General features: G+C 68.6%; 22 protein-coding genes. 10 read left to right on the forward strand and 12 right to left on the reverse strand.

Annotation, left to right across the window (positions count from 1 at the left end):
* On the forward strand, window positions 1-562 hold a 562-nt coding region (locus tag RT309_RS00780; protein ID WP_313354424.1), incomplete at its 5' end, for a serine hydrolase.
* 24 nt (window positions 563-586) lie between these two features.
* Here RT309_RS00780 and RT309_RS00785 read toward each other — a convergent pair.
* From RT309_RS00785 to RT309_RS00795, 3 genes are all read right to left on the reverse strand, one after another.
* Complete coding sequence (locus tag RT309_RS00785; protein WP_313354426.1) at window positions 587-2,029, reverse strand: MFS transporter; 1,443 nt, start codon at window positions 2,027-2,029, stop codon at window positions 587-589.
* 78 nt (window positions 2,030-2,107) lie between these two features.
* Window positions 2,108-3,574, reverse strand: a complete 1,467-nt coding sequence (locus RT309_RS00790) for a peptide MFS transporter (RefSeq protein WP_313354428.1) — start codon at window positions 3,572-3,574, stop codon at window positions 2,108-2,110.
* Window positions 3,575-3,614: 40 nt separating this feature from the next.
* The gene (locus RT309_RS00795) at window positions 3,615-4,403 is read right to left on the reverse strand and encodes a TspO/MBR family protein (RefSeq protein WP_313354430.1); all 789 of its coding nucleotides are present in this window, start codon (window positions 4,401-4,403) and stop codon (window positions 3,615-3,617) included.
* Between the two features lie 44 nt (window positions 4,404-4,447).
* On the opposite strand from RT309_RS00795, the gene RT309_RS00800 reads away from it, so the two are divergent.
* Window positions 4,448-4,825, forward strand: coding sequence for a DUF4870 domain-containing protein (locus RT309_RS00800; protein ID WP_313354432.1), 378 nt, complete (start codon window positions 4,448-4,450; stop codon window positions 4,823-4,825).
* Between the two features lie 60 nt (window positions 4,826-4,885).
* On the forward strand, window positions 4,886-5,575 hold the full coding sequence (locus RT309_RS00805; RefSeq protein ID WP_313354434.1) for a GNAT family N-acetyltransferase: 690 nt from the start codon (window positions 4,886-4,888) through the stop codon (window positions 5,573-5,575).
* Here the strand turns inward: RT309_RS00805 and RT309_RS00810 are convergent.
* Window positions 5,565-5,981 carry a VOC family protein gene (locus RT309_RS00810; protein ID WP_313354436.1) on the reverse strand — a complete coding sequence of 139 codons (417 nt, stop codon included), beginning with the start codon at window positions 5,979-5,981 and terminating at the stop codon, window positions 5,565-5,567. The two genes, RT309_RS00805 and RT309_RS00810, sit on opposite strands and share 11 nt — an antisense overlap.
* Window positions 5,982-6,091: 110 nt before the next feature.
* Between RT309_RS00810 and RT309_RS00815 the strand changes: the two genes are divergently transcribed.
* From RT309_RS00815 to RT309_RS00825, 3 genes are all read left to right on the forward strand, one after another.
* Window positions 6,092-7,477: a glycine--tRNA ligase gene (locus RT309_RS00815; protein WP_313354438.1), complete on the forward strand. Its 1,386-nt coding sequence runs from the start codon at window positions 6,092-6,094 to the stop codon at window positions 7,475-7,477.
* A gap of 231 nt (window positions 7,478-7,708) precedes the next feature.
* Entirely contained in the window at window positions 7,709-8,386 is a 678-nt protein-coding gene (locus RT309_RS00820) for a hypothetical protein (protein WP_313354440.1), read from the forward strand.
* Between the two features lie 181 nt (window positions 8,387-8,567).
* On the forward strand, window positions 8,568-9,263 hold the full coding sequence (locus RT309_RS00825) for a hypothetical protein (RefSeq protein WP_313354441.1): 696 nt from the start codon (window positions 8,568-8,570) through the stop codon (window positions 9,261-9,263).
* Window positions 9,264-9,526: 263 nt separating this feature from the next.
* On the opposite strand, the gene RT309_RS00830 is transcribed toward RT309_RS00825, so the two are convergent.
* Entirely contained in the window at window positions 9,527-12,562 is a 3,036-nt protein-coding gene (locus RT309_RS00830) for a glycoside hydrolase family 38 C-terminal domain-containing protein (RefSeq protein WP_313354442.1), read from the reverse strand.
* A gap of 92 nt (window positions 12,563-12,654) precedes the next feature.
* Between RT309_RS00830 and RT309_RS00835 the strand changes: the two genes are divergently transcribed.
* Window positions 12,655-13,680, forward strand: coding sequence for a LacI family DNA-binding transcriptional regulator (locus RT309_RS00835; RefSeq protein ID WP_313354444.1), 1,026 nt, complete (start codon window positions 12,655-12,657; stop codon window positions 13,678-13,680).
* Between the two features lie 7 nt (window positions 13,681-13,687).
* On the opposite strand, the gene RT309_RS00840 is transcribed toward RT309_RS00835, so the two are convergent.
* From RT309_RS00840 to RT309_RS00860, 5 genes are read right to left on the reverse strand one after another with little or no spacing between them, the layout of a single operon-like run.
* On the reverse strand, window positions 13,688-14,995 hold the full coding sequence (locus tag RT309_RS00840; protein WP_313354446.1) for a glycosyl hydrolase: 1,308 nt from the start codon (window positions 14,993-14,995) through the stop codon (window positions 13,688-13,690).
* Between the two features lie 52 nt (window positions 14,996-15,047).
* A complete protein-coding gene (locus RT309_RS00845; protein WP_313354448.1) occupies window positions 15,048-16,532 on the reverse strand; it encodes a family 20 glycosylhydrolase in 1,485 nt (494 codons plus the stop codon).
* Window positions 16,529-17,425 carry a carbohydrate ABC transporter permease gene (locus RT309_RS00850; protein WP_313354450.1) on the reverse strand — a complete coding sequence of 299 codons (897 nt, stop codon included), beginning with the start codon at window positions 17,423-17,425 and terminating at the stop codon, window positions 16,529-16,531. Before RT309_RS00850 ends, RT309_RS00845 begins: the two co-directional genes overlap by 4 nt.
* Window positions 17,422-18,441: a sugar ABC transporter permease gene (locus tag RT309_RS00855; RefSeq protein ID WP_313354451.1), complete on the reverse strand. Its 1,020-nt coding sequence runs from the start codon at window positions 18,439-18,441 to the stop codon at window positions 17,422-17,424. Before RT309_RS00855 ends, RT309_RS00850 begins: the two co-directional genes overlap by 4 nt.
* Window positions 18,442-18,469: 28 nt before the next feature.
* Window positions 18,470-19,744, reverse strand: a complete 1,275-nt coding sequence (locus tag RT309_RS00860) for an extracellular solute-binding protein (RefSeq protein ID WP_313354453.1) — start codon at window positions 19,742-19,744, stop codon at window positions 18,470-18,472.
* A 187-nt stretch (window positions 19,745-19,931) separates the two neighbouring features.
* Here RT309_RS00860 and RT309_RS00865 point away from each other — a divergent pair, with 187 nt between their 5' ends.
* From RT309_RS00865 to RT309_RS00875, 3 genes are all read left to right on the forward strand, one after another.
* Window positions 19,932-21,188: an Ig-like domain-containing protein gene (locus RT309_RS00865; protein WP_313354455.1), complete on the forward strand. Its 1,257-nt coding sequence runs from the start codon at window positions 19,932-19,934 to the stop codon at window positions 21,186-21,188.
* Between the two features lie 114 nt (window positions 21,189-21,302).
* Window positions 21,303-21,776: an adenylyltransferase/cytidyltransferase family protein gene (locus tag RT309_RS00870; RefSeq protein WP_313354457.1), complete on the forward strand. Its 474-nt coding sequence runs from the start codon at window positions 21,303-21,305 to the stop codon at window positions 21,774-21,776.
* A gap of 34 nt (window positions 21,777-21,810) precedes the next feature.
* On the forward strand, window positions 21,811-22,461 hold the full coding sequence (locus RT309_RS00875) for a hypothetical protein (protein ID WP_313354459.1): 651 nt from the start codon (window positions 21,811-21,813) through the stop codon (window positions 22,459-22,461).
* Window positions 22,462-22,492: 31 nt separating this feature from the next.
* Here RT309_RS00875 and RT309_RS00880 read toward each other — a convergent pair whose 3' ends face one another.
* Both RT309_RS00880 and RT309_RS00885 read right to left on the reverse strand, forming a co-directional pair.
* Window positions 22,493-22,918, reverse strand: a complete 426-nt coding sequence (locus RT309_RS00880; RefSeq protein WP_313354461.1) for a DUF1801 domain-containing protein — start codon at window positions 22,916-22,918, stop codon at window positions 22,493-22,495.
* Complete coding sequence (locus RT309_RS00885) at window positions 22,915-23,487, reverse strand: HhH-GPD-type base excision DNA repair protein (protein WP_313354462.1); 573 nt, start codon at window positions 23,485-23,487, stop codon at window positions 22,915-22,917. Before RT309_RS00885 ends, RT309_RS00880 begins: the two co-directional genes overlap by 4 nt.
* Between the last annotated feature and the right edge of the window lie 296 nt (window positions 23,488-23,783).

Here is a 23,783-nt window from a genome sequence, read left to right on the forward strand (position 1 = left end):
GCGCGCACCGGCGCTGCCGCTGGTCGATCTCGCCGTGCTGGCGGCGTCGGCAGGCGACCCCAACGCCGCAAACGCACTGCTCGAGGCCGTCGGGCACGAGCAGGTCCGGGCGCGGATGGTGTCGCTCGGGATGCCGCGCAGCGCCGTGCTCGATCTGTTCCGCGATGTGCGCGGTCCCGATGACGCTCCGCACGTCGCCGTCGGCACGACACGCGAGTTCGCGAGGCTGTTCGCCGCCCTCGTCGACTCGCGCACCGTGGACGCCGCCGTCAGCGCCCAGGTCGCCGAATGGCTCACCTTGAATCAGGACCTAAGCCTCGTGGCATCCGCGACGGGTCTCGACCCGTTCGCACATGATGACGACGAGCACGGTCTGCTGTTCCTCAACAAGACCGGCCGCGATCGCGGGGTGCGCGCCGAGGCCGAAGTGCTCGTCGGGCCGCGCACCGGCGTCGCCTACGCCCTGACCGTCTGCTTCGACGACCTGTCGATCAGCCACCGGCTGCGCGCGCACGACGCGTTCCGGGTGCTCGGCACCGACCTCATGGAATATACCCACTGATCCAGAGACCAGGTGCTGCGCGGGTCAGCCGGGCAGGGCGGGGTGCGCCTCCGCAGCCGGATTCCGGGGTATCAGGAAAGTCAGGGCGAAGCCGATCACCCCGGCGACGATCGACAGCCAGAAGCACAACTCGAAGGCCTCCCGGGTCGGGATCGCCCGGCCGCCGACCTCGATGCTCATCGCGGCGAGCACTCCACCCATCACGGCCGACGCGGTCGACGTGCCGACCGAGCGGAACAGGGCGTTGAGCCCGTTCGACGCGCCCGTCTCGTGCGCGGGGACGGCGCGCATGATGATCATCGGCATGGCGGCGAAGGAGAACCCGATGCCGATCCCGATCAGCACGTTGGCGACGACGAAGTGCCAGATCTCGGTCGACCAGATCAGCACGAACGCGAAGGCGAGCACGATCGCGGCGGTGCCGACGGTGAACAGCGGGCGAGGGCCGACGGTGCGCTCCAGCCACCCCGACAGGGGCGAGATGATCATCATCATCACGCCTGAGATGGCGACGATCATCGCCGCGGTGAACATGTCGAGTCCGAGGCCCGACCCCGTCTCGCGCGGCAGCTCGAGCATCTGCGGGAAGGTGACGTTCGACGAGAACAGCGCGAATCCCATGCCGATCGCGGCGATGTTCGTGTAGAGCACGGCGGGTCGCACGGCGACGCGGAGGTCGAGCAGCGGCTCCTTCGCCCTCAGCTGATACCAGCCCCAGACGGCCAGCACTCCGAGACCGCCGATCAGGCACGTCAGCGCGAACGGCGAGGTCCAGCCCCACTCCGCTCCGCGCGACACGAACAGCAGCAGACCGGTGAGGCCCGCCGCGAGGCCCAGCGCGCCGATCACGTCGAGGCGTCCGGGGGCGAGCAGCACATCGTCCGGAACCACGAGCACGACCAGCACCAGGCCGATCACGCCGAGCGCGGCGGCGAGCCAGAACAGACCGTGCCAGTCGGCGTTCTCGGCGACGAACGCCGCCACCGGCATCCCGACGGCCCCGCCGACCCCCATCGTCGCGCTCATCAGGGCGACCGCGGTGCCGAGCCGTTGCGGTGGCAGCACGTCGCGCATGATGGCGATGCCCAACGGCACCACCCCGGTCGTCGCGCCCTGCAGAGCCCGGCCAATGATGACGCCGATGATCGACGATGACAGCGCCGCCACGATCGAGCCCACCGCGAGCAGGGCGAGCAGGGCGATGACGACGCGGCGCTTGCCGTACATGTCGCCCAGCCGGCCCGAGATCGGTGTCGCCACCGCCGCGACCAGCAGGGTGATCGTGACCACCCAGCTGGTGTCTTCGCGCGAGGCGTTCAGCAGGCGCGGCAGGTCGGCCTGCAGGGGCACGACGAGCGTGAACATGAATGCCGAGCACAGGCCCACGAAGGCCAGCACGGCGATGATCGCCCCGCGGGGAGGGGTGCGGGAGAGCCGCTTTCTAGCCTTGTCATCCCTGTCGCTCACCGAAGAAGGCTACCGGTGCAGAGGGGGGTGACGGCGCGCGGCGACGATCCGCGCACCGTCGCGGCATCCGGATGCCGGTCAGCTGACGCCCTTCATGAGCCTCAGCACCGGCTTCACCGACACGAACAGTCCGGCGCCGACCGCGATCGCGATCAGGCCGAGCACGGTGAAGTACGGCACCTCGTTCCGCGGGTCGTAGAACTGCACGAGCCAACCCGAGATCGCCGTGCCCAGCGAGATCGAGAGGAAGAACAGCGCCACCATCTGTGTCTTGAACCGCGCGGGTGCGAGCTTCGTCGCGGCCGACAGCCCGATCGGCGACAGCAGCAGCTCGGCGACGGTGAACACGAGCAGGATGCCGACGATCGCCAGCAGCGGCGTCGAGCCCTCGCCGCCGTTGGCGAACGGCAGGAAGAGCAGGAACGCCCCTCCCATCAGCGCGGTGCCCAGCGCGAACTTCACGGGGGTCGACGGCTGGCGGGTGCCGAGGCGGGTCCACAGGGCGGCGAAGACGCCCGAGAGGATGATGATGAACACCGGGTTGATCGACTGCACCCACGACACGGGCATCTCGAAGCCGAAGATCGAGCGGTCGAGGCGCTTGTCGCTGTAGACGGTGAGCACGGTGAACTGCTGCTGGTACAGCGACCAGAACGCCACACTCGTGATGAACAGCGGCACGAACGCCCACACGCGGGAGCGCTCGATCGAGGTGATGTGACGGCTCGCGAGGATCACCGCGAAGTAGCCGATGGTCGCCACGAGTGCGCACAGGATCACGATGCTCGCGAGGTTGTCGGCGCGGATGACGCCGATGAGCACGAGCATGGCGATCACGGCGATTGCCGCCACCCCGATGCCGGCGAACAGCGGGTAGCGGCCGCGCGGCAGCGGGTTCGGCACCTCGCGAGCGGCGGCCGGCAGCTCCTTGCGGCCGAAGCTGTACTGGATGAGGCCGGCCGTCATCCCCACCGCGGCGAGGCCGAAGCCCCAGTGGAACCCGACCGACTTCTGCAGCAGGCCCGTGAGCAGAGGGCCGAAGAACGAGCCGAGGTTGATGCCGAGATAGAAGAGTGAGAATCCGGCATCCCGTCGGGTGTCGTCCTCCGAGTACAGGGTGCCGACGACCGCCGTCGCATTCGCCTTCAGCCCGCCCGAGCCGAGCGCGACGAGCACGAGGCCGATCGCCACACCGGCGATGCCGGGGATCAGCGCCAGCGCCAGATGACCCGCGACGATCACGATCGCGCTGCCGAACAGCACACGCTCCGATCCGAACAGCCGATCGGCGAGCCACGCGCCGAGGATGGTCGAAAGGTACACCGACCCGCCGTACGCGCCGACGATGCCGCCGGCGACCGCCTCGTCGAGCCCCAGCCCGCCCTTCGTGGCGCTGAAGTACAGGTAGATCAGCAGGATGCCCTGCATGCCGTAGAAGCTGAACCGCTCCCACATCTCGACGCCGAACAGGTGGGCCAGGGCGCGCGGCTGACCGAGGAACTGCTTCTGCGGCGGGGTGTCGGTCTCAGACTCTGGAGATGGCATCTCTCCAGATTACGCTTCGGCGCTCAGCGCGACGGGGCGATCAGCGAGCCGTCCGCCGCGCTCGCAGCAGGCCGATGACCCCGGCGACGAGGATGACCGCCGCGACGATCAGGCCGGTCACCCCGATGGCAGCGCTCTGCGGCTCGCCGCCGATGCGTCCGACCGCGAGCCAGGCCAGCCCCCACGAGGTGGCGAGAGCAGGAGCGAGGCGGCGGGTGACGAGCGCGCTCGCCGCGCCGATGACGGCGACCACCACCAGCACGCCGATGCCCCAGGCATCCGCCTGCTCGCCGAGATCGGCGGGCAGCGTCTGCGTGAGCCAGGCGGCGGTGTTCGCGACGGTGGCGATCGTCACCCAGCCGAAGTGCAGTCCCTGCACACCGTCGAAGAGGGTCAGATCGAGCGGTCCGGATGCCCGGTCGCGGCCGAGCATGACGATGATGCGAGCCAGCACGGCGAGCAGAGCCGCGATGACGATGACGGTGACCACGAGGCTCAGGTAGCGGGCGGTCACCAGCCACAGGCCGTTGAGCACCATCGAGCCCGCGACCCACCAGCCGATCGCACGCTGGCGGCTGCTGTCGCGCTGTGCGGGCAGGGCCTGCCAGATCGTGTACGCCGCGAGGCCGAGATAGATGAGCGTCCAGATCGCGAACGCCGGGCCTGCCGGGGCGAGATACGAGCCCTCGGCCGACAGCGCGCCGTTCTGCAGCTCGGCGACCGACTCTCCGCCGAACGCCCCGCCGCCGACGGCCGCGCCGATGATCATGAACACCGCCGCGGCGATGATCGTCGACTGTCGCAGGATGTCGCGCCCGGTGCTGTTCATGGCCACGACCCTACTCGCGATCGACGCCCGGGTACGCTGGCGGCATGAGCAACGTTCCTCCGCCGCCGCCCGGAGCCTACGCGGCCGCGCCGCAGCCGATGAGCCCGTCCGACGAGAAGATGTGGTCGACTCTGGTGCACGTCGGGGGCATCCTGTTCCAGTTCCTTCCGGCGCTGATCGGCTTCCTCGTGCTGAAGGACCGCGGCCCGTTCGTGCGAGCGCACACCGCCAACGCCCTGAACTTCCAGCTGACGCTGCTCATCGCCTACTTCGTCGGCAGCCTGCTGACCATCGTGCTCGTCGGATTCCTCATCCTCCTCGCCGCCTGGGTGCTGAACATCGTCTTCAGCATCATCGCCGCGGTGAAGGCCAACGGCGGCTGGCCGTACGAGTACCCGATGACCATCCGCTTCGTCCGCTGACCCGGCGGCCACGCGACCGCAGCGTTTCCGCAATCGCGTCGAGAGGGGCAGACTGGCATCGTGCGCACGATTCGAGACCTCGACACCGTTGAACTGATCATCGATGCCCAGGAGCTGCTGGATTCGATCCGCGGCGAGAACCGCGTCATCGACGCCGGCACGCTGCGCGCGCTGCAGCACTCGGGCAACTACGTCGTCGGGCTCTTCGACGACAGCGAGGGCGAGGAGCGCATGGTCGGCGCCTCGATCGCCTTCTTCGGCGAGCCCGCGCGGCGCATGATGCACTCGCACATCACCGCCCTGCTGCCCGAGTACCGGGGCCGCGGCTGGGGCCGCGAGCTCAAGGAGCACCAGCGCCAGTGGGCGTTCTCGCGCGAGGTCGGTCGCATCACCTGGACGTACGACCCGCTCGTCGCCCGCAACGCGCACTTCTTCCTCACCGTGCTGGGCGCGCGGGTCAGCGGCTACTCGGTGAACCGCTACGGCATCTTCGGCGGCGGCGACGCGGGTGACGAGAGCGACCGGCTCGACGTGCAGTGGGCCCTGGCCGACATCGCCAAGCCGCCGGCATCCGACGCCGTCGTCGCCACGCTCGAGATCCCCTCGGATGTCGAGGCGATGCGCGTCGACGACCCCGCCGCCGCGCATGAATGGCGCCTGCGCCTGCGCGGCGAGATGGAGCAGCTGCTCGGCCGCGGCCTGCGCATCGCCGGCTTCGACACCGAGCGCGGCTACCTGTTCACCGAGTAGGCGGCAGCACGAACCCCCCGGTCTCACCAGGGTTGACCGCGACCTCCCAGCGGAATCCGTCGGGATCGGCGAAGTAGCCCGAGTACCCGCCCCACTCGCGTCGGGTGGCTTCCGTCACGGCCGCGCCGAGCGCCGCCGCCTCGGCGAGCACGGCGTCGACCTCGGCCTCGGTCGCGAGATTGTGCGACAGGGTGATCGGTGCGATTCCGGATGCCGGCGCCTGCCCGATCTCGGCGGCGAAGCCGTCGACGCTCCACAGCGACAGGATCACCCGGTCGGCGACCGGCAGCATGATCACGTCGTCGGCGTCGAAGATCGGCTGCCAGCCCAGCCCGTCGACGTAGAACGCTCGGGTGCGGGGCACGTCGGCCACGGCGAGGGTGATGAAGCTCACACGCTGTTCCATGGCATCAGCATCCCACCGGGCACAGACATGCCGGAAGGTCGTCGCGGGTAGGATTGGGATGCCCGTGTTCACGGGCTTCTCACCCGCAGCATCCGACCATTGGAGCCACCGTGGCCGAACAGTCCCGTCTTGACAAGGTCATCGCCCTCGCCCGCCACCGCGGGTTCGTGTTCCAAGCGGGTGAGATCTACGGCGGTTCGCGTTCGGCCTGGGACTACGGCCCGCTCGGCACCGAGCTGAAGGAGAACATCCGTCGGCAGTGGTGGCAGACGTTCGTGCGCGGTCGTGGCGACATGGTCGGCCTCGACTCGAGCATCATCCTGCCCAAGCGCGTGTGGGAGGCCTCGGGCCACGTCGCGACCTTCACCGACCCGCTCGTCGAGTGCCTGCAGTGCCACAAGCGTCACCGTGAAGACCACCTCATCGAGAACTACGAGGCGAAGAAGGGCCGGCTGCCCGAGAACGGCATGGCCGACATCGTCTGCCCCGACTGCGGCACCCGCGGCAGGTGGACCGAGCCGAAGTCGTTCTCAGGTCTCGTGAAGACCTACCTCGGGGTCGTCGACGACGAGTCGGGCCTGCACTTCATGCGCCCTGAGACCGCGCAGGGCATCTTCGTGAACTTCGCGAACGTGCTGACCGCATCGCGCAAGAAGCCGCCGTTCGGCATCGGCCAGGTCGGCAAGGCGTTCCGCAACGAGATCACCCCCGGCAACTTCATCTTCCGCACTCGCGAGTTCGAGCAGATGGAGATCGAGTTCTTCGTGCCGCCGGCCGAGGCGCAGGAGTGGTTCGACCACTGGGTGCAGGCGTGCTGGAACTGGTTCATCGACCTCGGCATCGACCCCGAGAACATGCGCCAGTTCGATGTGCCCGATGACGAGCGCGCGCACTACTCGGCCGCCACGATCGACTTCGAGTACAAGTTCGGCTTCCCGGGCAAGGAGTGGGGCGAGCTGATGGGCGTCGCCAACCGCACCGACTACGACCTGTCGAGCCACACCGCGGCGTCGGGCCAGAGCCTGACCTACTTCGACCAGGCATCCGGCGAGCGCTACACCCCGTACGTGATCGAGCCGTCGTTCGGCCTGACCCGCTCGATGATGGCCTTCCTCGTCGACGCGTACGAAGAGGAGGAGGTGCCCAACGCCAAGGGCGGCACCGATACCCGCACCGTGCTCAGGCTCGACCCGCGCCTCGCACCCGTCAAGGTCGCCGTGCTGCCGCTCTCGCGCAACGAGCGCCTCTCGCCCCTCGCCCGCGAGGTTGCCGACACTCTGCGCGGCTCGTGGACCGTCGACTTCGACGACGCGGGCGCCATCGGCCGCCGTTACCGCCGCCAGGACGAGGTCGGCACCCCGTTCTGCGTCACCGTCGACTTCGACTCCCTCGACGACAACGCCGTCACGGTGCGCGACCGCGACACGATGGCTCAGGAGCGCGTGCCGCTCGACGGCCTCGAGACCTACCTGGCCGAGCGCCTGCGCGGCGCCTGAGGTCTGTTCGGCGAACGCCTCGATTCACCTGGTGGATCGGGGCGTTCGTCGTCTGTGGGCAGCGTGTCGGAAACGTCAGACCGGATGCTCGTGGTGCGGCGTGTCCGTGCACGACGCGCCGTCGGCGCGCCGGATCGTCTGAGATCTCCGACGTCTACAGGCACCGATGTCACGTGGGCGGCTGTGGATAACGCCCGCGGGGTGCGACGCGACCGACGTAGCGTCGCGACCATGGTTCATGCATCGCAGAAGACGACGGATGCCGGGTGGGATGTCGCTCGTCTGAGGACGAGCGTCGCCGTCGGCCTCATCCTGACGGTCAGCGGGGCTGTGGCCCTGTTCGTCGAGATCGACCAACAGGATCTCTGGGTCGGGGCCGGCGCGCTTGCCGCGACGATCGTCGCCGCCGCAGGGTTGGGGCGTCACGCGTCGCTCATCGGCAGGCGCTCGCTGCCCCGGGTCTCGCTCATCGTGGTGGGCACATCGTTCCTGGTCATGACACCGGTCGTCCTCCTGCTGTCGGGCGTCGTGATGGTGATCCCGCTGGCGACGGGTGCGAGGAGCCCGGTGGTCTCGGACATCATCCTGTGGGGCGGGGTCGTCCTCGCCGCAGGGCCCGTGATCCTCTGCGCTGTCCTCGCCGGGCTGCACCTCGGTCGCGGTGGACGCGTTCCCCCACCGTGGGGGTGGTTGGCGCTGCCAGCACTGGTCGTGAGCGTCGTGGGCACGGCGATCAAAGCGGGCATCGCGGCCGGGGCGATGATGGCCTGGATGAATCCCTGGACCGATCTGTACGCCACCATCACCTCGGTGCAGGCCATCGGCGCGGTCGTGCTCGGCGCCGTGAGTCTTCTCGTCGCCTTGCGGTCGTCGGCTTCGTTCGCCGCAGGCGCCTCGGGTTCAGGCTGAGGCCCGCCGCGCGGGAGGGTCCGCTGGGGCAGGGCCCGTCGGGAATGTCAGACCGGATGCCTGTGATGCGGCGTGTCCGTGCATGACGCGCCGTCGGCAGGCGGAATCGTCTGAGATCTCCGACACCGGGCCGGGGTGTTGGCAGGCGCGTTCGCGGAGGAGCGCTGGCTAGAGTGAGCGCATGGGGGCGACGCCGGATGCTGGATCGGATGCTGACGACCGCGACGCCCGGGCGAGGCGCCGCACCTGGGTGATCGGCGGCGCGCTGCTGGTGGTGTCTGCCCTGGTCGTCGTGCCGCGGGCGCTGCTGTATCAGGCCGGGATCATCGGGCCGTCGCCCGGCTGGGTCCACTACGTGGGGGACTGGCTGTGGGCGATCGGCGTGCTGATCCTCGTGATCGGGCTGGGCCGTGCCGGCAGCATCACCGGACGCAGGCCGTTCAGCACGGTCGTCGTGATCCTGCAGGTGATCGTCGCCTCGCCGGCCGCCTCGCTGTGGCTGTCGACCTTGGTGCTCGACGACCCGCAGAACCTGCATGCGCAGGAGGACTCCTGGTCGGCGATCTTCCTGCCCTACTACGTGACGGTCTTCGTGCTGACGTTCATCGCGGCGCTGTCGATCGGCCTGGCCCGGGCGGTGCCCGAACCCTGGTGCTGGGCACCCTCGGGGGCGCTTCTCGTGGCGATCGCCTTCGGCTCGGTGGGACTCGGCGGAGTTCACGGGCTCGCCGGCTTCACCGTCGTCTACCTGCCGGCGATCACCACGGCGCTCCTCGGCGTGCTGGCCATCGTGCTCGGCATCCGCGCCGTCGGGCAGCGTGAGGCGCCTCCCGAGACGACGAGACCCCTCCCGGATTCCCGGGAGGGGTATCGATAGCTCAGCGCGTGCTCAGAAGTCTTCGCCCTCGGCCTGCGACGGGTGACGGTCGAACCAGTAGGGGCGGCCGATGTGCAGCAGTGCGTCGGTGTCGATGAGGTCGTTCTCGCGGTCCATTGTGCGGCTCCTTCGCGCGTGACGGATGGATGTGAATCCAGCATCCGATACTGTTCGTCACTCTTGCGATGGAATACGGGTGAAAGAATCGCGGAATCTTCTCCTGGGGTTAACGAAGGTGCGCTCTCCTCCTGAGTGCGAGCGCGTCAGGCGCGCGTGATGCGCATCGTGCGCACCTCGAACGGCTTCAGAGCGAGCTCACCGCCCGTGCGGGCGTCGTCGAGGTCGTCTTCGATCAGCGACACCTCGCGGATGCCGGTGTGCTCGAACGCCACAGAGACGGAACCGGTCGTGCGGCGGCCGAGCGACTCGTACACCCGCACGATCACATCGCCCGAGCGGTCGTCGGCGAGCTTCACCGACGAGACGATGATGCCCGTGCCGGTCACCGACACCAGCGGCTCCACCTCGTTCGCACCGCGGACGAGGGTGGCGGTGGCGTTGAGCTTGATGCCCTCGGCGGTGGCGATCTCGGCATCCGCCCCGATCACCAGACCCACCTCGATCTGGTGGTGACCGTGGTCGGTGTCGGGATCGGGGAAGCGCGGAGCGCGCAGCAGCGACAGGCGCACGGTCGTGGTGACGTCGTCGCCGTCGACGTCGCGTGAGGTGTCGTAACCGTAGATCGAGTCGTTCACGAGCGCGACGCCGAAACCGTCGTCCTCCTGGGCGAGCACGAAGCGGTGCATCGAGGTCTCGAACTTCGCGGCCTCCCAGCTGGTGTTCACGTGCGTGACACGGCGCTGGAATCCGAACTGGGTCTCGGCGAGGGTCTCCCGGGCGAACACGTCGAGCGGGAACGCGAGCTTGAGCAGCTTCTCGGTCTCGTTCCAGTCGATCTCGTTGCGGAGGTGCACCGTGCGAGAGCCCGCCGGCAGGATGATCGTCTGGTCGATCGTCGACTGCGAGAACGCGCGGCTGACCTTCACGACGGCCGTGCCGTCGACCGTGTACGCCTCGATCGACGAGACCTGCGTGAGGTCGTCGACGCGGTTCTTGTAGTAGCGGTCGATGTCCCAGGCATCCCACATGTTCGGGAAGTCCTGGTGCAGCTGGAACAGGTTCGCCGGCTTCCCTGCCGGGATGGCGTCGCGGCCGGTGGCCTTGTCGATCGCCGAGGTGATCAGGCCTTCGGCCGAGACGGTGACGCGCACGAGATCGTTCTCGAGCTGGACGGCTCCGTCGGGGCCCTTCGACAGGCTCAGGGACCCGGTGTCTGGCGCATCCAGGGACCCAGGGGCTGCTGAGCCCGTCGAAGCATCGCCCGCGAACACCGCGCCCAGCGCCGTCCGCCCGCCGACCGAGGTCGGAGTGAACACGAGCGTGCGCTCGCCCTCGCCCGCGAGCGCAGCGCGTGCCGCGGACGACAGCTCCTCGGCATCCGACAGCACGTTCGTCAGCACCTCGACGGCCTCGCGGTGCACCCACGCGATCGACGTGCCGGGCAGGATGTCGTGGAACTCGTGCAGCAGCACGAGCTGCCACAGCCGGTCGAACTCGTCGTAGTCGTACTCGGCGCCCAGCCGCACGGCGGCGGTCGCCGCCCACAGCTCGGCCTCGATGAGCGCCTGCTCGGCCCAGCGGTGCAGCGCCTTGGTGGCGTGCTGGCTGGTGAGCGTGCCGCGGTGCAGTTCGAGGTACAGCTCGCCGACCCAGACCGCCGGGTCGGTCAGCTCGGCCTTGGCGTCGTCGAAGAAGGCATCCGGATGCTTCCATTCGACCCTCGCCGACCCCTCTAGATCGGCCAGGCGCGTTGCCTTGCCGGTCATCTCGCGGGTCGTGCCGCCGCCGCCGTCACCCCAGCCGACCGGCGCGATCGACATGGTCGCGACCCGGTTCTCCTTGAACTGGCGCGACGCCTTGGCGACCTCCATGCCCGACAGCTGCGAGTTGTAGGTGTCCATCGACGGGAAGTGCGTGAACATGCGTGACCCGTCGATGCCCTCCCACAGGAAGCTGTGGTGCGGGAAGACGTTGCGCTGGTTCCACGAGATCTTCTGCGTGAAGAACCACTCGAAACCGGCCCGGCGCATCAGCTGCGGCAGGGCGGGGGAGTAGCCGAAGCTGTCGGGCAGCCATACGCCCTTCGACCGGATGCCGAACTCGCGCTCGAAGAAGCGCTGGCCGTGCGAGAACTGGCGCACCAGCGACTCGCCCGTGGGCATGACGGTATCGGATTCGACCCACATGCCGCCCAGGGGAAGGAAGCGACCGGCCTTCACCGCGTCGCGAACCCGCTCGAAGACCTCGGGGCGGTGCTCCTTGATCCACGCGTACTGCTGGGCGCTCGACATGCCATAGAGGAAGTCGGGCTGGTCGTCGATGAGCGCGGTCATCGACGAGGTGGTGCGGGCGACCTTGCGGATCGTCTCGCGCACGGGCCACAGCCATGCCGAGTCGATGTGCGCGTGGCCGATCGCGGCGATGCGGTGCGCGCTGGCGTCGGCGGGTGATGCGAGCACCTCGGTCAGCTGCGCGCGGGCGTCGCCCGCCGTCTCGACGATGCGCTGCAGGTCGAGCACGTCGAGGGCGTTGTCGAGCGCCTGGAGGATGCGCATGCGGCGGGGGCTCGTCTCGGGCAGCTCGGCCTGCAGCTCGATCAGCACCTCGAGGTCGAGCGAGAGGTCGAACACCTCGGGCTCGAAGACCGCGAGGTCCATGTGACGCACCCGGTACAGCGGCTCGGGGGACGACGTGCGGATGTCGCCCTCCTGCGTGGGCAGGAACGGGTGGTAGTCGAGCAGCACCGGGTTGGCGGCGCCCTCGAGGAAGAGTTCGACGGAGTGCCCGGCGACCGCGTCGACCGGCACCCACTGGTTGCGCGGGTTGATGCTCTTCACCGGCGTGCCGTCTGCGCGATAGACCAGCGCCTCGCACTGGAACCCGGGCATGTTGATGTCGAAGCCGAGGTCGATGAGGGCCTCGACCTTCTTGCCGCCCCACTCGGCGGGCACCTCGCCGCGCACGCGGAACCAGGTGGTAGCCCAGGCCGGGCCCCACAGGCTGCCGGCGGTGAACGGCTGGAAGTCGAGGGCGAGCCCGTCGGTCGGCGCGATGGGCTCGCCGGGCAGCTGGTGCACGGCGATCTCGAGCGGCACCCGGGCGGAGTGGACGGCGGGGCGGATCCGCTCGAGCAGCACGCGGTTCACGCGTCCGACGGTGAGGGAGGTCTCTTCGTGCACGGGGCGCTCCTTCGCGATGGGAGAATGGGGGGCGATCAGCCGCGGGGGCCAGAGGGTCGATCGCTACTAAAACGATCTAGTACGGTGAGTCTATGCCACGGTCCAAGCGTGTCACCATCGCGGATATCGCACGGCAGGCGGGAGTCTCGCCCGGAGCTGTGTCGTTCGCGCTGAACGGCCGCCCCGGCGTCAGCGAAGAGACCCGGCAGCGCATTCTCGCCATCGCCGACCAGCACGACTGGCGGCCCAGCTCGACCGCACGAGCACTCGTCGGCGCACGCGCCGGCGTCATCGGCTTCGCGGTCAACCGCCCCGCGCGCACCCTCGGCAGCGAGGCGTTCTTCACCGATCTCATCGCCGGGGTGCAGTCAGCACTGGCGGGCCGGCGCATCGGCATGCAGCTGGCGGTGGTGCCGAGCATCGACGACGAGATGGACACCTACCGGCGCTGGCGACGGGCCAACCAGGTCGACGGCGTGCTGGTGCTCGACCCGCGCATCGACGACCCGCGCCACGAGCTGTTCTCGTCGCTGGGGCTCCCGGCGATCATGATCGGCGGCGAGCCGTCGGAAGACGAAGGACCCGCGACGATCTGGCTGGATGACACGGAAGCGGCCCGCACGGTGTTCGGCTTCCTCTTCGAGCTGGGCCACCGCCGCATCGTCTACGTCTCCGGCCCCTCCGAACACGAGCACGTGCGACTGCGCGGCGGTGTGCTGCAGGCCATGTCACCGCAGGGCGTCGCCGGCGAGATCATCGAGACCGACTACTCGCCGGCGCAGGTCACGGCGGCTGTGCACGCGCTGCTCGACCGCGGCGAGCGGCCGTCTGCCATCGTCTTCGACAACGACGTGATGGCCATCGCGGGGCTGCGGGTCGCTCAGCAGACGGGCGTTCGGGTGCCTGAGCAGCTGTCGGTGGCATCGTTCGACGACTCCGCGGTCACGAGCCTCGTGCACCCGTCGATCACGTGTCTCACCCGCGACACCTTCGGCTTCGGCGAGCAGGCCGCCGCGTTCCTGCTCGACCAGATCGAGGCATCCGGGCCCCTGCCGGACCGCACCGGGCCGCCTCCCACGCTGACCGTGCGCGAGAGCACCGGTCGCGTGCCGTCGTGACCTCGGCTCAGTCCACCACGGTGTTGTTCGACGAGTAGGTCGCGACCGGCTGCGACAGGTCGGGATGCACCAGCTCGGTGATGCCGCGGGATGCCAGCACTGCGGCATCCGCCGCCTGCCTCGACGTCACGAACGTGGCGTCGACGCCGCTCTCGCATGCCTGCACCCACGCCTCGAAGATCGGGCCGCCGGGCGCAAGCGCTCCGCGGCTGACCGGAGTGTCGTCCTCGTCGACCTCGATGACGATCCCGAGCTCGCGCGGCACGCTCGCACCGCGCCGGCGCAGCTCGGGGATGATCTCGGCGAACCGGCGGCCGATCGGCTTCGCCGCACCAGACTGGTCGATCAGGCCGAGGGAGTACTCCAGCTCGGGGAAGTCGACGAGCGCGCGGCTGACGTCGTGCGAGCACCACCAGGTCACTCCCCAGAGGTTCTCGGTTCGAGCGGCGTTTCGCACGGTCGCCTCGAGGAAGCCGGGCGTCTCGTCGTCGGTCAGGCAGTTCGAGGGCGCTCCGACCTCCTGCAGCCACGTGCGCCGGTGCGGGTCGGTCGCGAACGCGCGCGACACCTCGATCATGTACTCGGCGTGGCGGTCGGATGCCGCGGATCGGCCGCCGTACCGCTGCGCGGTGCCGTTGAAGATCCACGAGTGCACCGTCGTCATCGCCCCGAGACGGGCGGCGTGGGCGGGCGTGAACCCGTGGCCGTCGAGGTACCAGGCGGCGTCGTACTCGCTGTGCACGTGCTCCTGGTGGGGCGCGGCGGACTGCGCCGCGTCGAGCAGCGTGGTGATCCAGTTCGCGGCCTCAGCCGTGGTCACCGGCCAGGGGGAGGGGTGCACCGACGCCGAGAACTGATTCGTCTCGTTGCCGGTGGTGAAGCCGAGGAAGTTCTTCGCGTCGCCGAGCGCATCGGCGAGACGCTCGACCAGCGCGACCTGCCCGCTGAGAGCGTCGGGGTGCGTGAACATGTTCTTGTCGTGCCAGGTGTACAGCCACGACGGGATGAAGTCGAAGCTCGACAGGTGGCCCTGGATGACGTCGACGCTGACGTCGAGCCCGAACTCCGCTCCGACATCGACGACCGAGCGCACGTCGGCCACCGCCTCGGCACGGATCAGTGAGCGGTTCGGCTGCAGCACCGTCCACAGCGGGAAGATCCGCACGTGATCGAGGCCGAGGTCGGCCAGGCCGGCGAAGTCGCGGCGCACGTCGTCGAGGTTCAACGAGAGCCAGGAGTGCATCCAGTTCGTGGCCGGCGTGTAGTTGGCGCCGAAACGCAGCGGTGCATGTGGGGCGGGGGTGGCAGGAGTCATCGGGTCGATCCTCTTGAGGCGGGCTGGCGGGAGTGCGGTGCTCGGCGCGGAGTCATCGCGCTGCCGCCCGATCGACATATCCCGCCAGACGCTCCTCGATCGCGGCGAACTGCTCGTGCGTGAGCATGCTGCCGCCGTTCCACGCGCGCTCGGCCATCGCGCACAGGGGCCCGCGAATCGTGGTGCGCACCTCATCGACGCTCTGCGCCTCGGGCCGGTCGCACCAGATCGAGAACGACGCGCCTCGCAGCTGCGGAGGGTACGGCGCCGCCAGCTCCTGGCGGGCCCCGCCGGGCAGCGAGGGGAACAGCCCGGGATGCCAATCGGCCGCCCAGATGCGCTCGCTGGTGGGATACACGTAGCCGGCGTTCTCTCCGAGCACGTGGTAGAGCAGGGCATCGTTGAAGTTCACGAGCTCGTGCCCGGCGCGCACCGCCTCGGCGAGCGGTCGCATCGCCGCGTGCCAGTTGGTCCACCAGGTCAGCACGATGTCGGGCGACAGCGTGGTGGCGTTGCCGCGCAGCATCCCGTCATTCCACACCCGCGGGGAGAATCCGCGCGCGCGCACGTGCGCGGCGGCGAGGTTGACGAACTCGGTGAGGAGGTCGAATCCGGATGCCGCCGGGCCGAAGCGCTCCCGAGCGGCCTCGCGCAGGCTCGGGTACGCGTCGATGTCGGCGAAGTCGACGAACTCGTCGCCGCCGAGGTGCCAGTGGGTGCTGTGCGGGAAGAGCGGGATCAGATCGTCGATCAGGCTCAGGGCGAAGTCGACCGCGTGGGAGTCGGTGATGTCGAGCGCGCGTTCGCTCAGCGCCCCGCCCGGCGGCATCCGATGCTCGGGATGCTGCGCCAGCACGTGCTCGAGGTGACCCGGCAGGTCCAGTGAGGGGATGAGATCGATGTGCAGCGATCGGGCCAGATCGGCGAGCGCGAGCGCCTGCTCGCGCGTGACGTGCTCGTCCGAGACGATCTCGGGGTGCGCCGCCGAGCCGATGCGGAAGCCCTCGTTCTCGGAGACGTGCCACTGCAGCACGTTGATCCCGATGTCGGCGATGTCGTGCAGCAGCTGCGCGACCCACTCGGCGGGGAAGTGCTTGCGCGCCGCATCGAGGTGCAGACCGCGCTCGGCCACAGCCGGAGCGGAGCGCACCACGGCGTGCGGCACGTCGTCGTGCGCCCGCAGGTTGTGCAGCAGCTGCCGGGTGGCGCGGAAGGCGCCGACGGGGGCGTCCGCGGTGATCTCGATGTCGTCGCCGACGATCATCGTGAACGACTCCGCCGACTCACCCGCCGGCCCGCGGTGCAGGCGCACGATCGAATCGGCGCCGTCCGCCTCGGCATCCGTCGTCTGGGCATCCGTCGTCTCGGCAGAGGTGACCCAGCCGCCCGCGGTCAGCTCGCAGGCGAAACGTCGGGCTTCGGCGAGCAGGGCGGGGTCGGCCGCGATCACCTGCACCCGACGCGGGCGCCATCGGCCCTCGCGCAGAGCCAGATCGGACGGCTGCGGCAGGGCGATCCAGCTGACATCGGCGGTCATCCCTTCACACTGCCCTCTTCGACGCCCTTGAAGAACTGCTTCTGCAGCACGGCGAACAGGACGATGATCGGCACGAGGGCGATCATCGTGCCGGCGGCGATCACGCGCGGGTTCGCCGCGAAGTTCGAGCTGAGGTACTCCATGCCGACCGTCAGCGTGTACTTGGCGGGGTCGGAGAGCACGACCAGCGGCCAGAGGAAGTCGTCCCAGGCGCCGATGAACGCGAACAGTGCGACCACCGACACCATGCCTCGCACGTTCGGCCAGACGATGTGGCGCAGACGCTGCATCGTGTTCGCACCGTCGATCGTCGCGGCATCGAGCGTGTCCGACGGGATCATCCGGCACGCGGCCATCATCAGCAGCACGTTGATGGCACCGATCGCGCCGGGCAGGAAGACGCCCCACAGAGTGTTCGCGAGGCCCAGCGACTTCACGGTCAGGTACTGGCTCGTCAGCGTCACCTCTCCGGGCAGCAGCAGGGTCGAGAAGATGATGGCGAGCACCACCCACTTGCCGCGGAATTTCATCGTGCCCAGCGCGTAGCCGCCGAACGTGGCGAACACGACGTTGGTGAGCACGGTGCCGACTCCCACGAGCAGCGAGTGCCACGCGTAGTCGAGCACGGGGATGGTGCGGAAGACCTCGGCGAAGTTGCCGAGCGTGGGGTCCTGCGGGATGAGCGTGGGCGGGAAGTCGTAGATGTTCTCGGAGGCGCCCTTGAACGACGTCGACAGCTGCCAGAGGAACGGGAAGACCATGATCGCGAGGATCACGAGCAGCATCGCGTACTTGGCGATCAGTCCGCCGAGCGACGGCTTCATGATGTCGGCCGAGCCGCGGGTGCGGTACGGCTTCTCGCGGGGCGGTGCGGCGGGCGCGGTGGTGGTCATCGACGGGACCCTTCCTTGCGGCCGTGGGCGGCGGTGGAATCGAGAGCCATGACGGCAGCTCCCGCGGCAGCGGGACCGGCATGGGCGGCACGTGCGGCGGTCTTGGTCGCCTTCGTGGCGCGACGCGTCGCGCGGATCTCGGCGATCGTGTCGGCGTTGTTGACGATGCCGACGACCGCCAGCGGGACGAGGGTGAGCAGGAAGAGCACCAGCGAGATGGCCGAGGCGTACCCGATCTGGCCGTTCAGCCCCTTGCCCATCGATTGGATGAGCATGACGATGCTCATCGCCCGACCGCCGGGCCCGCCGGAGCCGTGCGACAGCACGTACAGCTCGGTGAACACGCGCATGGCCCCCACGCAGATGAGCACCGACACGAGCATCATGGGGCCGCGGACACCGGGGACGGTGACCGACCAGAACCGGCGCCAGGCGCCGGCGCCGTCCATGGCGGCCGCCTCGTGCAGCTCCCTGCCGACGTTGCCCAGCGCGGCCAGGTACACGACCATGTAGTAGCCGAGACCCTTCCACACGGTCAGGCCGATGGCGCAGAAGATGAGCAGCCAGCGATCCGAGAGGAACTCGATCGGCCGGTCGGCCAGCCCGAAGAACTTCAGTGCCGAGTTGACGGTGCCGCTGCCCGAGAAGAGGAACTCCCACACGATGGCGACGACGACCGCCGAGGCGATGACCGGGAAGTAGAACGTCGTGCGGAAGAACCCGATGCCGGGAATCTTGGTGTGCACCAGCATGGCGAGCAGCAACGGCAGGAAGGTGAGCAGCGGCACGCAGACCGCCACGTACACCAGCGAGGTGGTCAGGGCGTAGATGAAGCGCTCATCCTCGAAGAGGCGGGCGAAGTTCTCCAGTCCGACGAATTCGACCGGGCGGAGGGGACGGGCGTCCGTGAAGGCCAGCGCGACCGTGTTCAGGAACGGCCACAGGGCGAAGACGAGCACCCACACCACAGCCGGCAGCACCAGCAGGTACGGGGTGAACCATCTCTGTCGTCTCATGTCCGTCTCCCCTCCGCTCGGTCTCGAATCACTTCACGAGGTTCTGCTGCGCGTACTCCGCAGCCTTGTCGAGTGCCTCCTGGCCGGTGATGTCACCGGTGACGGCCAGCGCGATCTGCTGCTTGGCGTACGTCTCCATCGCCTCGGTGTACTGCGGAGCGCCGGTCATCTTGGCATCCGCCATCTGCGCGCCGGCCAGCTGGTTGGCCACGCCCTGCAGCTCGTTCACCGGCTTCTCCGAGAACGCGGCCGGGTCGTCGTTCGCAGCCACGGTGCCGGGGAAGAACCCGGCGGCCAGGGTGACGAAGTCGATCTGGTTGTCGGTGTCGGTCACGAACTCGGCGAAGGCAAGAGCGGTGGCGGCGTTCTTGCTGTTCTTCGACACGCTGATGCCCTGCACGAACAGCGGCGGGTTGCCGAAGCCGGCGGTGACGGCGACGCTGGGCAGCAGGTTCGGCGCGTTGACGCCGAGGTCCTTGTCGATGTAGTTCGGGCCGGCGGTGGTCCAGGCGACGCCGCCCGTGTTGAAGTTGTTGATGTTGGAGTTCGCGGTACCCGCGCCCTGCAGAGCCTCCGGCGTGACGGCGCCGGCCTTGTACAGCTCGGCGTAACGATCGACGACCTCGGCCGCTTCGGGGGTGTTGAAGACGAACTCGCCGTCCTTGTAGATGTCGTCGACCGCGCCGACGATCTGCAGCATCTTCGGGCTGGGAACCGACGAGAACATCGGCACACCCGCGTCGGCCAGCTTCTGCGCCGCCTCGAGCGTGTCTTCGAAGGTGGCGGGCGGCTCGGTCACGCCGCCCTTCGCGAGCAGGTCGGTGTTCCAGTAGTTGAGCTCGGTGCCCAGGTACCACGGGAAGGCGAACGAGCCGTCGAGATCGTCGTACTCGTACGCCTCCACGCCGCCGGCGACGTACTCGTCGATGAGCTTCGAGGCGCTGCTCAGGTCTTCGAGCTGGCCGGCAGAAGCCAGCGAGTAGCCGTACTCCGGGGGCAGGTTGATGACGTCCGGCAGTTCACCGGACTCGGCCTGCTGCAGGATCTTGTCTTCGTAGCCATCGCCCGGCTGGTCGATCCACTTGACCTTGGTGTCCGGGTACTTGTCTTCGAACGCCTTGATGACGTTCTCGAAGTACGGGGTGAACTTCTCGTTCTTCAGCGACCAGGTCTGAAACGTGATCTGGCCGGAGATCTCTCCCGAGCCACTGCCGGCTGGAGTCGCGCCGCCACCGGTGCATCCGGCGAGGACGAGGGTTGCTGCGGCGACGATGCCGACGACAGCGACGGAACGATGCTTCATGGACGTTCTCCTTCGAAAGGTCCTGGCTGCCGAGCCCCGAGCGAGACGTCGGCGACCGCGACTAAAACGGTATAGCAGACGGTAGCACGATCTGATACCGTCCAGCTAAATCGTTCTAGTTCGTTATCGGCTCCTGGCCGGCGCGGCGAACGGTCAGATCCCCCACTCGACGACGAGAGAAGAAGCAATGAAGCGAATCAGCGCGATCGGCCTCGGAGCCGTACTCACGGGACTCACCGCGTTCGCGGCAGTTCCGGCCACAGCCCAGGAGGCACCCGCTCCGGTCGGCGACACGTCGCACTGCTCCAGCGAACCCCTGACCATGGCCTACTACCGGACGTGGCGCGATGTCACGGTTCCCGAGAACGCCAACTCGAACCTGCCCGACAAGAACTTCACGCGCATGAGCGATCTGCCCCCCGAGATCGACGTGGCCATGGTGTTCGACGCCGGCGACACCGCCGACAGCGACTACTGGCCGACGCTGCGCGATGAATACGTGCCGGCGCTGCACGCTCGAGGCACCCGGGCCGTCTACACGCTGTGGATCGACCGGCTGGCCGAGGCCGACATCCCGCTCACCGAACAGGCGTATCGAGAGTACGCGCAGGAACTCGTCGACACCTTCGTCACGCCCTACGGACTGGACGGCATCGACATCGATGTGGAGTCGTATCCCACCGGTGACAACCTCACCCGCGCGATCGGCGTCTTCAATGCGCTCGGCGAACTGATCGGGCCGAAGTCGGGCACCGACAAGCTGTTCATCTACGACACCAATCAGACCGGCAGCACCCCGCTGTTCGAGGCGGTGTCGCACAACATGTCGTTCGTGCTGCTGCAGGCGTACGGCCGCGGCACCGCGAGAATGCAGTCGACATGGAACACGTTCGCCGACGACATCGACCCGTGCCAGTTCCTGCCGGGCTTCTCATTCCCCGAAGAGCAGGACCGCACGCATTGGGGTGACGCCGAGGGCATCTACGATCCCGACACCGCATCGGGATCGACCGCGTATCAGTACGCGACCTGGCAGCCGGAGGGTGGCACCAAGGGCGGCTTCTTCGCCTATGCCGTAGACCGCGATGGCAAGGTCTGGGGCGACGACACGATCACCCCGACGTCGTACACCTGGATGAAGAACCTGTCGGCCGTGCAGGACGACATCGCCGGCGTCGCACCCCGGCCGACCACGGCCGCACTCGCCGCGGACCGCGTGACGATCAGCGGTGTCGGCGCGCCCGGCGCCACGGTCACCGTCTCGGTGAGCGGCCCGGGTCGTCTGCCGTCCCGCGCCGTGACGACCGCGAGCGTCGACGGATCGTGGAGCGTGGCGCTCGATCGCAAGCTGACCGTCCCGCAGACGGCCACGGTGACTCAGCGCCTCGCGCACACCCCCGAGTCGGAGCCCACCCGGGTGCGGTTCCGTCCCATGGTCGGCTGAGCCTCTCGCTCCGCACGCCGGCACAGCTGAGTCTGTGCCGGCGTGCAGGGCCGGGCGGACGTCTACCCGTGTCGCGTCGGAATAGAATCTTCTGAAGCGCTACGGAAGGACGCCATGAGCGAGACCGTCAAGAAGCACCAGGACTACAACCCCGGGCCGCGGGTGGGGATCACCTTCTCCACTTTCGATCTGCTGCACGCCGGGCACATCATGATGCTGGCTGAGGCCAAGCGGCAGTGCGATTACCTCATCTGCGGGCTGCAGATGGATCCGACGCTCGACCGCCCCGAGAAGAACGCCCCGACGCAGACGGTCGTCGAGCGGTACATCCAGCTGCGCGGCTGCGAGTACGTCGACGAGATCGTCCCCTACTCGACCGAGCAGGACCTCGAAGACATCCTGCGCTCCTTCAAGATCGATGTGCGCATCGTCGGCGACGAATACGAGGAGCGCGACTTCACCGGCCGCAGCTACTGCGAAGAGGCCGGCATCGAGCTGTACTTCAACAGCCGCGAGCACCGCTTCTCGAGCTCGGGCCTGCGCAAGATCGTCGCCGCGAAGGAAGCGGAGCGCGTAGCCCGCGGCTGAGGCCGTCGGCGGCCGCGGCCGCTAGGGTGACCGCATGATCGACGTGACTGCCGCCGCCGACACGACGCGCTCGCGCCGGCGCACGTGGATGACCGGTGGCGTGTTGTTCGTGGCTTCGGCGCTGCTCGGTCTGGGCATGGTCACCGTGAGCGGGCTGCCGTTCAGCATCTCGCAGCTGCTGTTCCATGCGGGTGCGGTGGTGTTCGCCATCGGGCTCGGGCGCGGCGGCAGCGTGACCGGCAGGCGCCCCCTCGGCACCGGCGCGATCATCGCCCTGGCGGTCTGGTCGCTGGTCGTGGCTCCTGTGGCGTGGATGCTGGTGAACTCGGCGGCCCCGACAGACGTGGGCGACCTGTCCACCGCCGCGATGGTGGGCACGGCCGATGAGGTGGTCAGCCTCGTGCTCGCGATCATCGCGGCCGTGCGGATCGGCCGCATCGCGATGGTGCCGAGGCCGTGGAACTGGGCGCCGCTGTGGGCGCTCGGTGCGATCGTGTTCGCGCAGCTGATCCCGAACCTGATCGCCGCTGCCGGGTCAATCAGTGATCAGACCCTGCTGGATGCGCTCTTCGCGGTGATCAGTCTGATCTCCGCATCTGCCGTCGCCTTCCTCGGCGTGGTAGCTCTGGTGCTGGCGCTGCGTCCGGCTCCGGGTGAGACCGTGGTCTTCGCCTCGCAGCGCTGACGGCCCCCGGGCGCTTTGCGTGGGCTTGCCGTCAGCTCACGACGGTGAGCTGCATCCCCTCGCTGCCGCCGGCTTCGATCCAGGCGAGCGAGCGGGTCAGGATGCCCCGCAGCACATCCAGGTCGACCTGTTCGAGGTCTTTGATGTACAGGCATCCGGCGCCCGTCGTGTGCGGACCGAGCGCCGCCAGCTCGTCGGCGTGCGCGCCGACCCCGTCGAGCAGGTAGATCGTCGTCGCCGCCTTGCGCGGGGCGAAGGCGAGCAGGCCGGTATCGCCCTTGGTGCCGGTCGGATAGCGGTAATGCACCTGACCGAAGCCGATGATCGTGCCCCACGTCGCGGGGTCGCGACCCGAGATCTCCTGCATCAGGGCGGTCAGCGTCTCGGCATCCCGTCGTCTGATCGCCGGAGCCGAGCGCGCGATGAGTCCCGCGACGTCGTCGCCGGTCGGCTTCATTTCGCCGCCTTCGTCGCGGCCTTCATGGCCTTCTTGTGCTCGCGCACCTTGGTCAGCGATTGGGGCGAGACGATGTCGGCGACGCTGCGGTAGGCGTTCTCCTCGCCGTACGGAGCGGATGTCTCGCGCCACCCCTCACCGGTGAACCCGTACTGCTTGCCGAGCAGAGCGAGGAAGATCTTCGCCTTCTGCTCGCCGAATCCGGGCAGCTTCTTCAGCCGTCTGAGCACCTCGGTGCCGTCTGGGTCGCCGGTCGTCCACAGCGCGGAAGCGTCCCCGCCCCACTCGTCGACGAGGGTCTGGCAGAGCGTCTGCACCCGGGTCGCCATCGAGCCGGGGAAGCGGTGCACGGCCGGGGTCTGTTTGAACGCCTCGAGGAAGGCATCCGGATCCATCCCGGCGATCGCGGCGGCATCCACCGCTCCGGTGCGCTGCTCGATCTTGAGCGGGCCGGCGAAGGCCGTCTCCATCGGCACCTGCTGGTCGAGCAGCATCCCGACGAGGAGCGCGAGCGGATTCGTGGTCAGCAGGTCGTCGGCGGCGGTGTCTCCGGTGATGTGAAGGGCCATGCGTAGCATTCTCCCAAACAACAAAGGCGCGCCAAAGGGCTGTCGACTCTCAGTGTGTTCGTTACGGGATCGGTGGCGTTTCCTGAGTGACTCCTGCGGGATGACGCTGCTGGGTGTGCGACTGACAGAATCGGCTGTTCCTGCGACAAACGTCATGGTGTGCGCGGTCGTGTGATCATGAGGGGCCGATCTGAAGACGGTACAGCGGGGGGATCAGCGTGACGATGGTTGACGGATGCAAGACGATGGAGCGGGAAGCTCCGCCTCAGGATGCGGGGCAAGCGAACTGGTTGTTG

The organism is Microbacterium sp., from assembly GCF_032084865.1.
Classification (GTDB): Bacteria; Actinomycetota; Actinomycetes; order Actinomycetales; family Microbacteriaceae; genus Microbacterium.

What these genes read in the sequence shown, in the direction of transcription:
- RT309_RS00875 (WP_313354459.1), top strand. Translation starts at nt 21,811, where the DNA reads ATGATCGACGTGACTGCCGCCGCCGACACGACGCGCTCGCGCCGGCGC.
- RT309_RS00865 (WP_313354455.1), top strand. Translation starts at nt 19,932, where the DNA reads ATGAAGCGAATCAGCGCGATCGGCCTCGGAGCCGTACTCACGGGACTC.
- RT309_RS00860 (WP_313354453.1), bottom strand. Translation starts at nt 19,744, where the DNA reads ATGAAGCATCGTTCCGTCGCTGTCGTCGGCATCGTCGCCGCAGCAACC.
- RT309_RS00825 (WP_313354441.1), top strand. Translation starts at nt 8,568, where the DNA reads ATGGGGGCGACGCCGGATGCTGGATCGGATGCTGACGACCGCGACGCC.
- RT309_RS00820 (WP_313354440.1), top strand. Translation starts at nt 7,709, where the DNA reads ATGGTTCATGCATCGCAGAAGACGACGGATGCCGGGTGGGATGTCGCT.
- RT309_RS00845 (WP_313354448.1), bottom strand. Translation starts at nt 16,532, where the DNA reads ATGACCGCCGATGTCAGCTGGATCGCCCTGCCGCAGCCGTCCGATCTG.
- RT309_RS00885 (WP_313354462.1), bottom strand. Translation starts at nt 23,487, where the DNA reads ATGGCCCTTCACATCACCGGAGACACCGCCGCCGACGACCTGCTGACC.
- RT309_RS00840 (WP_313354446.1), bottom strand. Translation starts at nt 14,995, where the DNA reads ATGACTCCTGCCACCCCCGCCCCACATGCACCGCTGCGTTTCGGCGCC.
- RT309_RS00810 (WP_313354436.1), bottom strand. Translation starts at nt 5,981, where the DNA reads ATGGAACAGCGTGTGAGCTTCATCACCCTCGCCGTGGCCGACGTGCCC.
- RT309_RS00850 (WP_313354450.1), bottom strand. Translation starts at nt 17,425, where the DNA reads ATGACCACCACCGCGCCCGCCGCACCGCCCCGCGAGAAGCCGTACCGC.
- RT309_RS00800 (WP_313354432.1), top strand. Translation starts at nt 4,448, where the DNA reads ATGAGCAACGTTCCTCCGCCGCCGCCCGGAGCCTACGCGGCCGCGCCG.
- RT309_RS00835 (WP_313354444.1), top strand. Translation starts at nt 12,655, where the DNA reads ATGCCACGGTCCAAGCGTGTCACCATCGCGGATATCGCACGGCAGGCG.
- RT309_RS00855 (WP_313354451.1), bottom strand. Translation starts at nt 18,441, where the DNA reads ATGAGACGACAGAGATGGTTCACCCCGTACCTGCTGGTGCTGCCGGCT.
- RT309_RS00880 (WP_313354461.1), bottom strand. Translation starts at nt 22,918, where the DNA reads ATGAAGCCGACCGGCGACGACGTCGCGGGACTCATCGCGCGCTCGGCT.
- RT309_RS00870 (WP_313354457.1), top strand. Translation starts at nt 21,303, where the DNA reads ATGAGCGAGACCGTCAAGAAGCACCAGGACTACAACCCCGGGCCGCGG.
- RT309_RS00790 (WP_313354428.1), bottom strand. Translation starts at nt 3,574, where the DNA reads ATGCCATCTCCAGAGTCTGAGACCGACACCCCGCCGCAGAAGCAGTTC.
- RT309_RS00795 (WP_313354430.1), bottom strand. Translation starts at nt 4,403, where the DNA reads ATGAACAGCACCGGGCGCGACATCCTGCGACAGTCGACGATCATCGCC.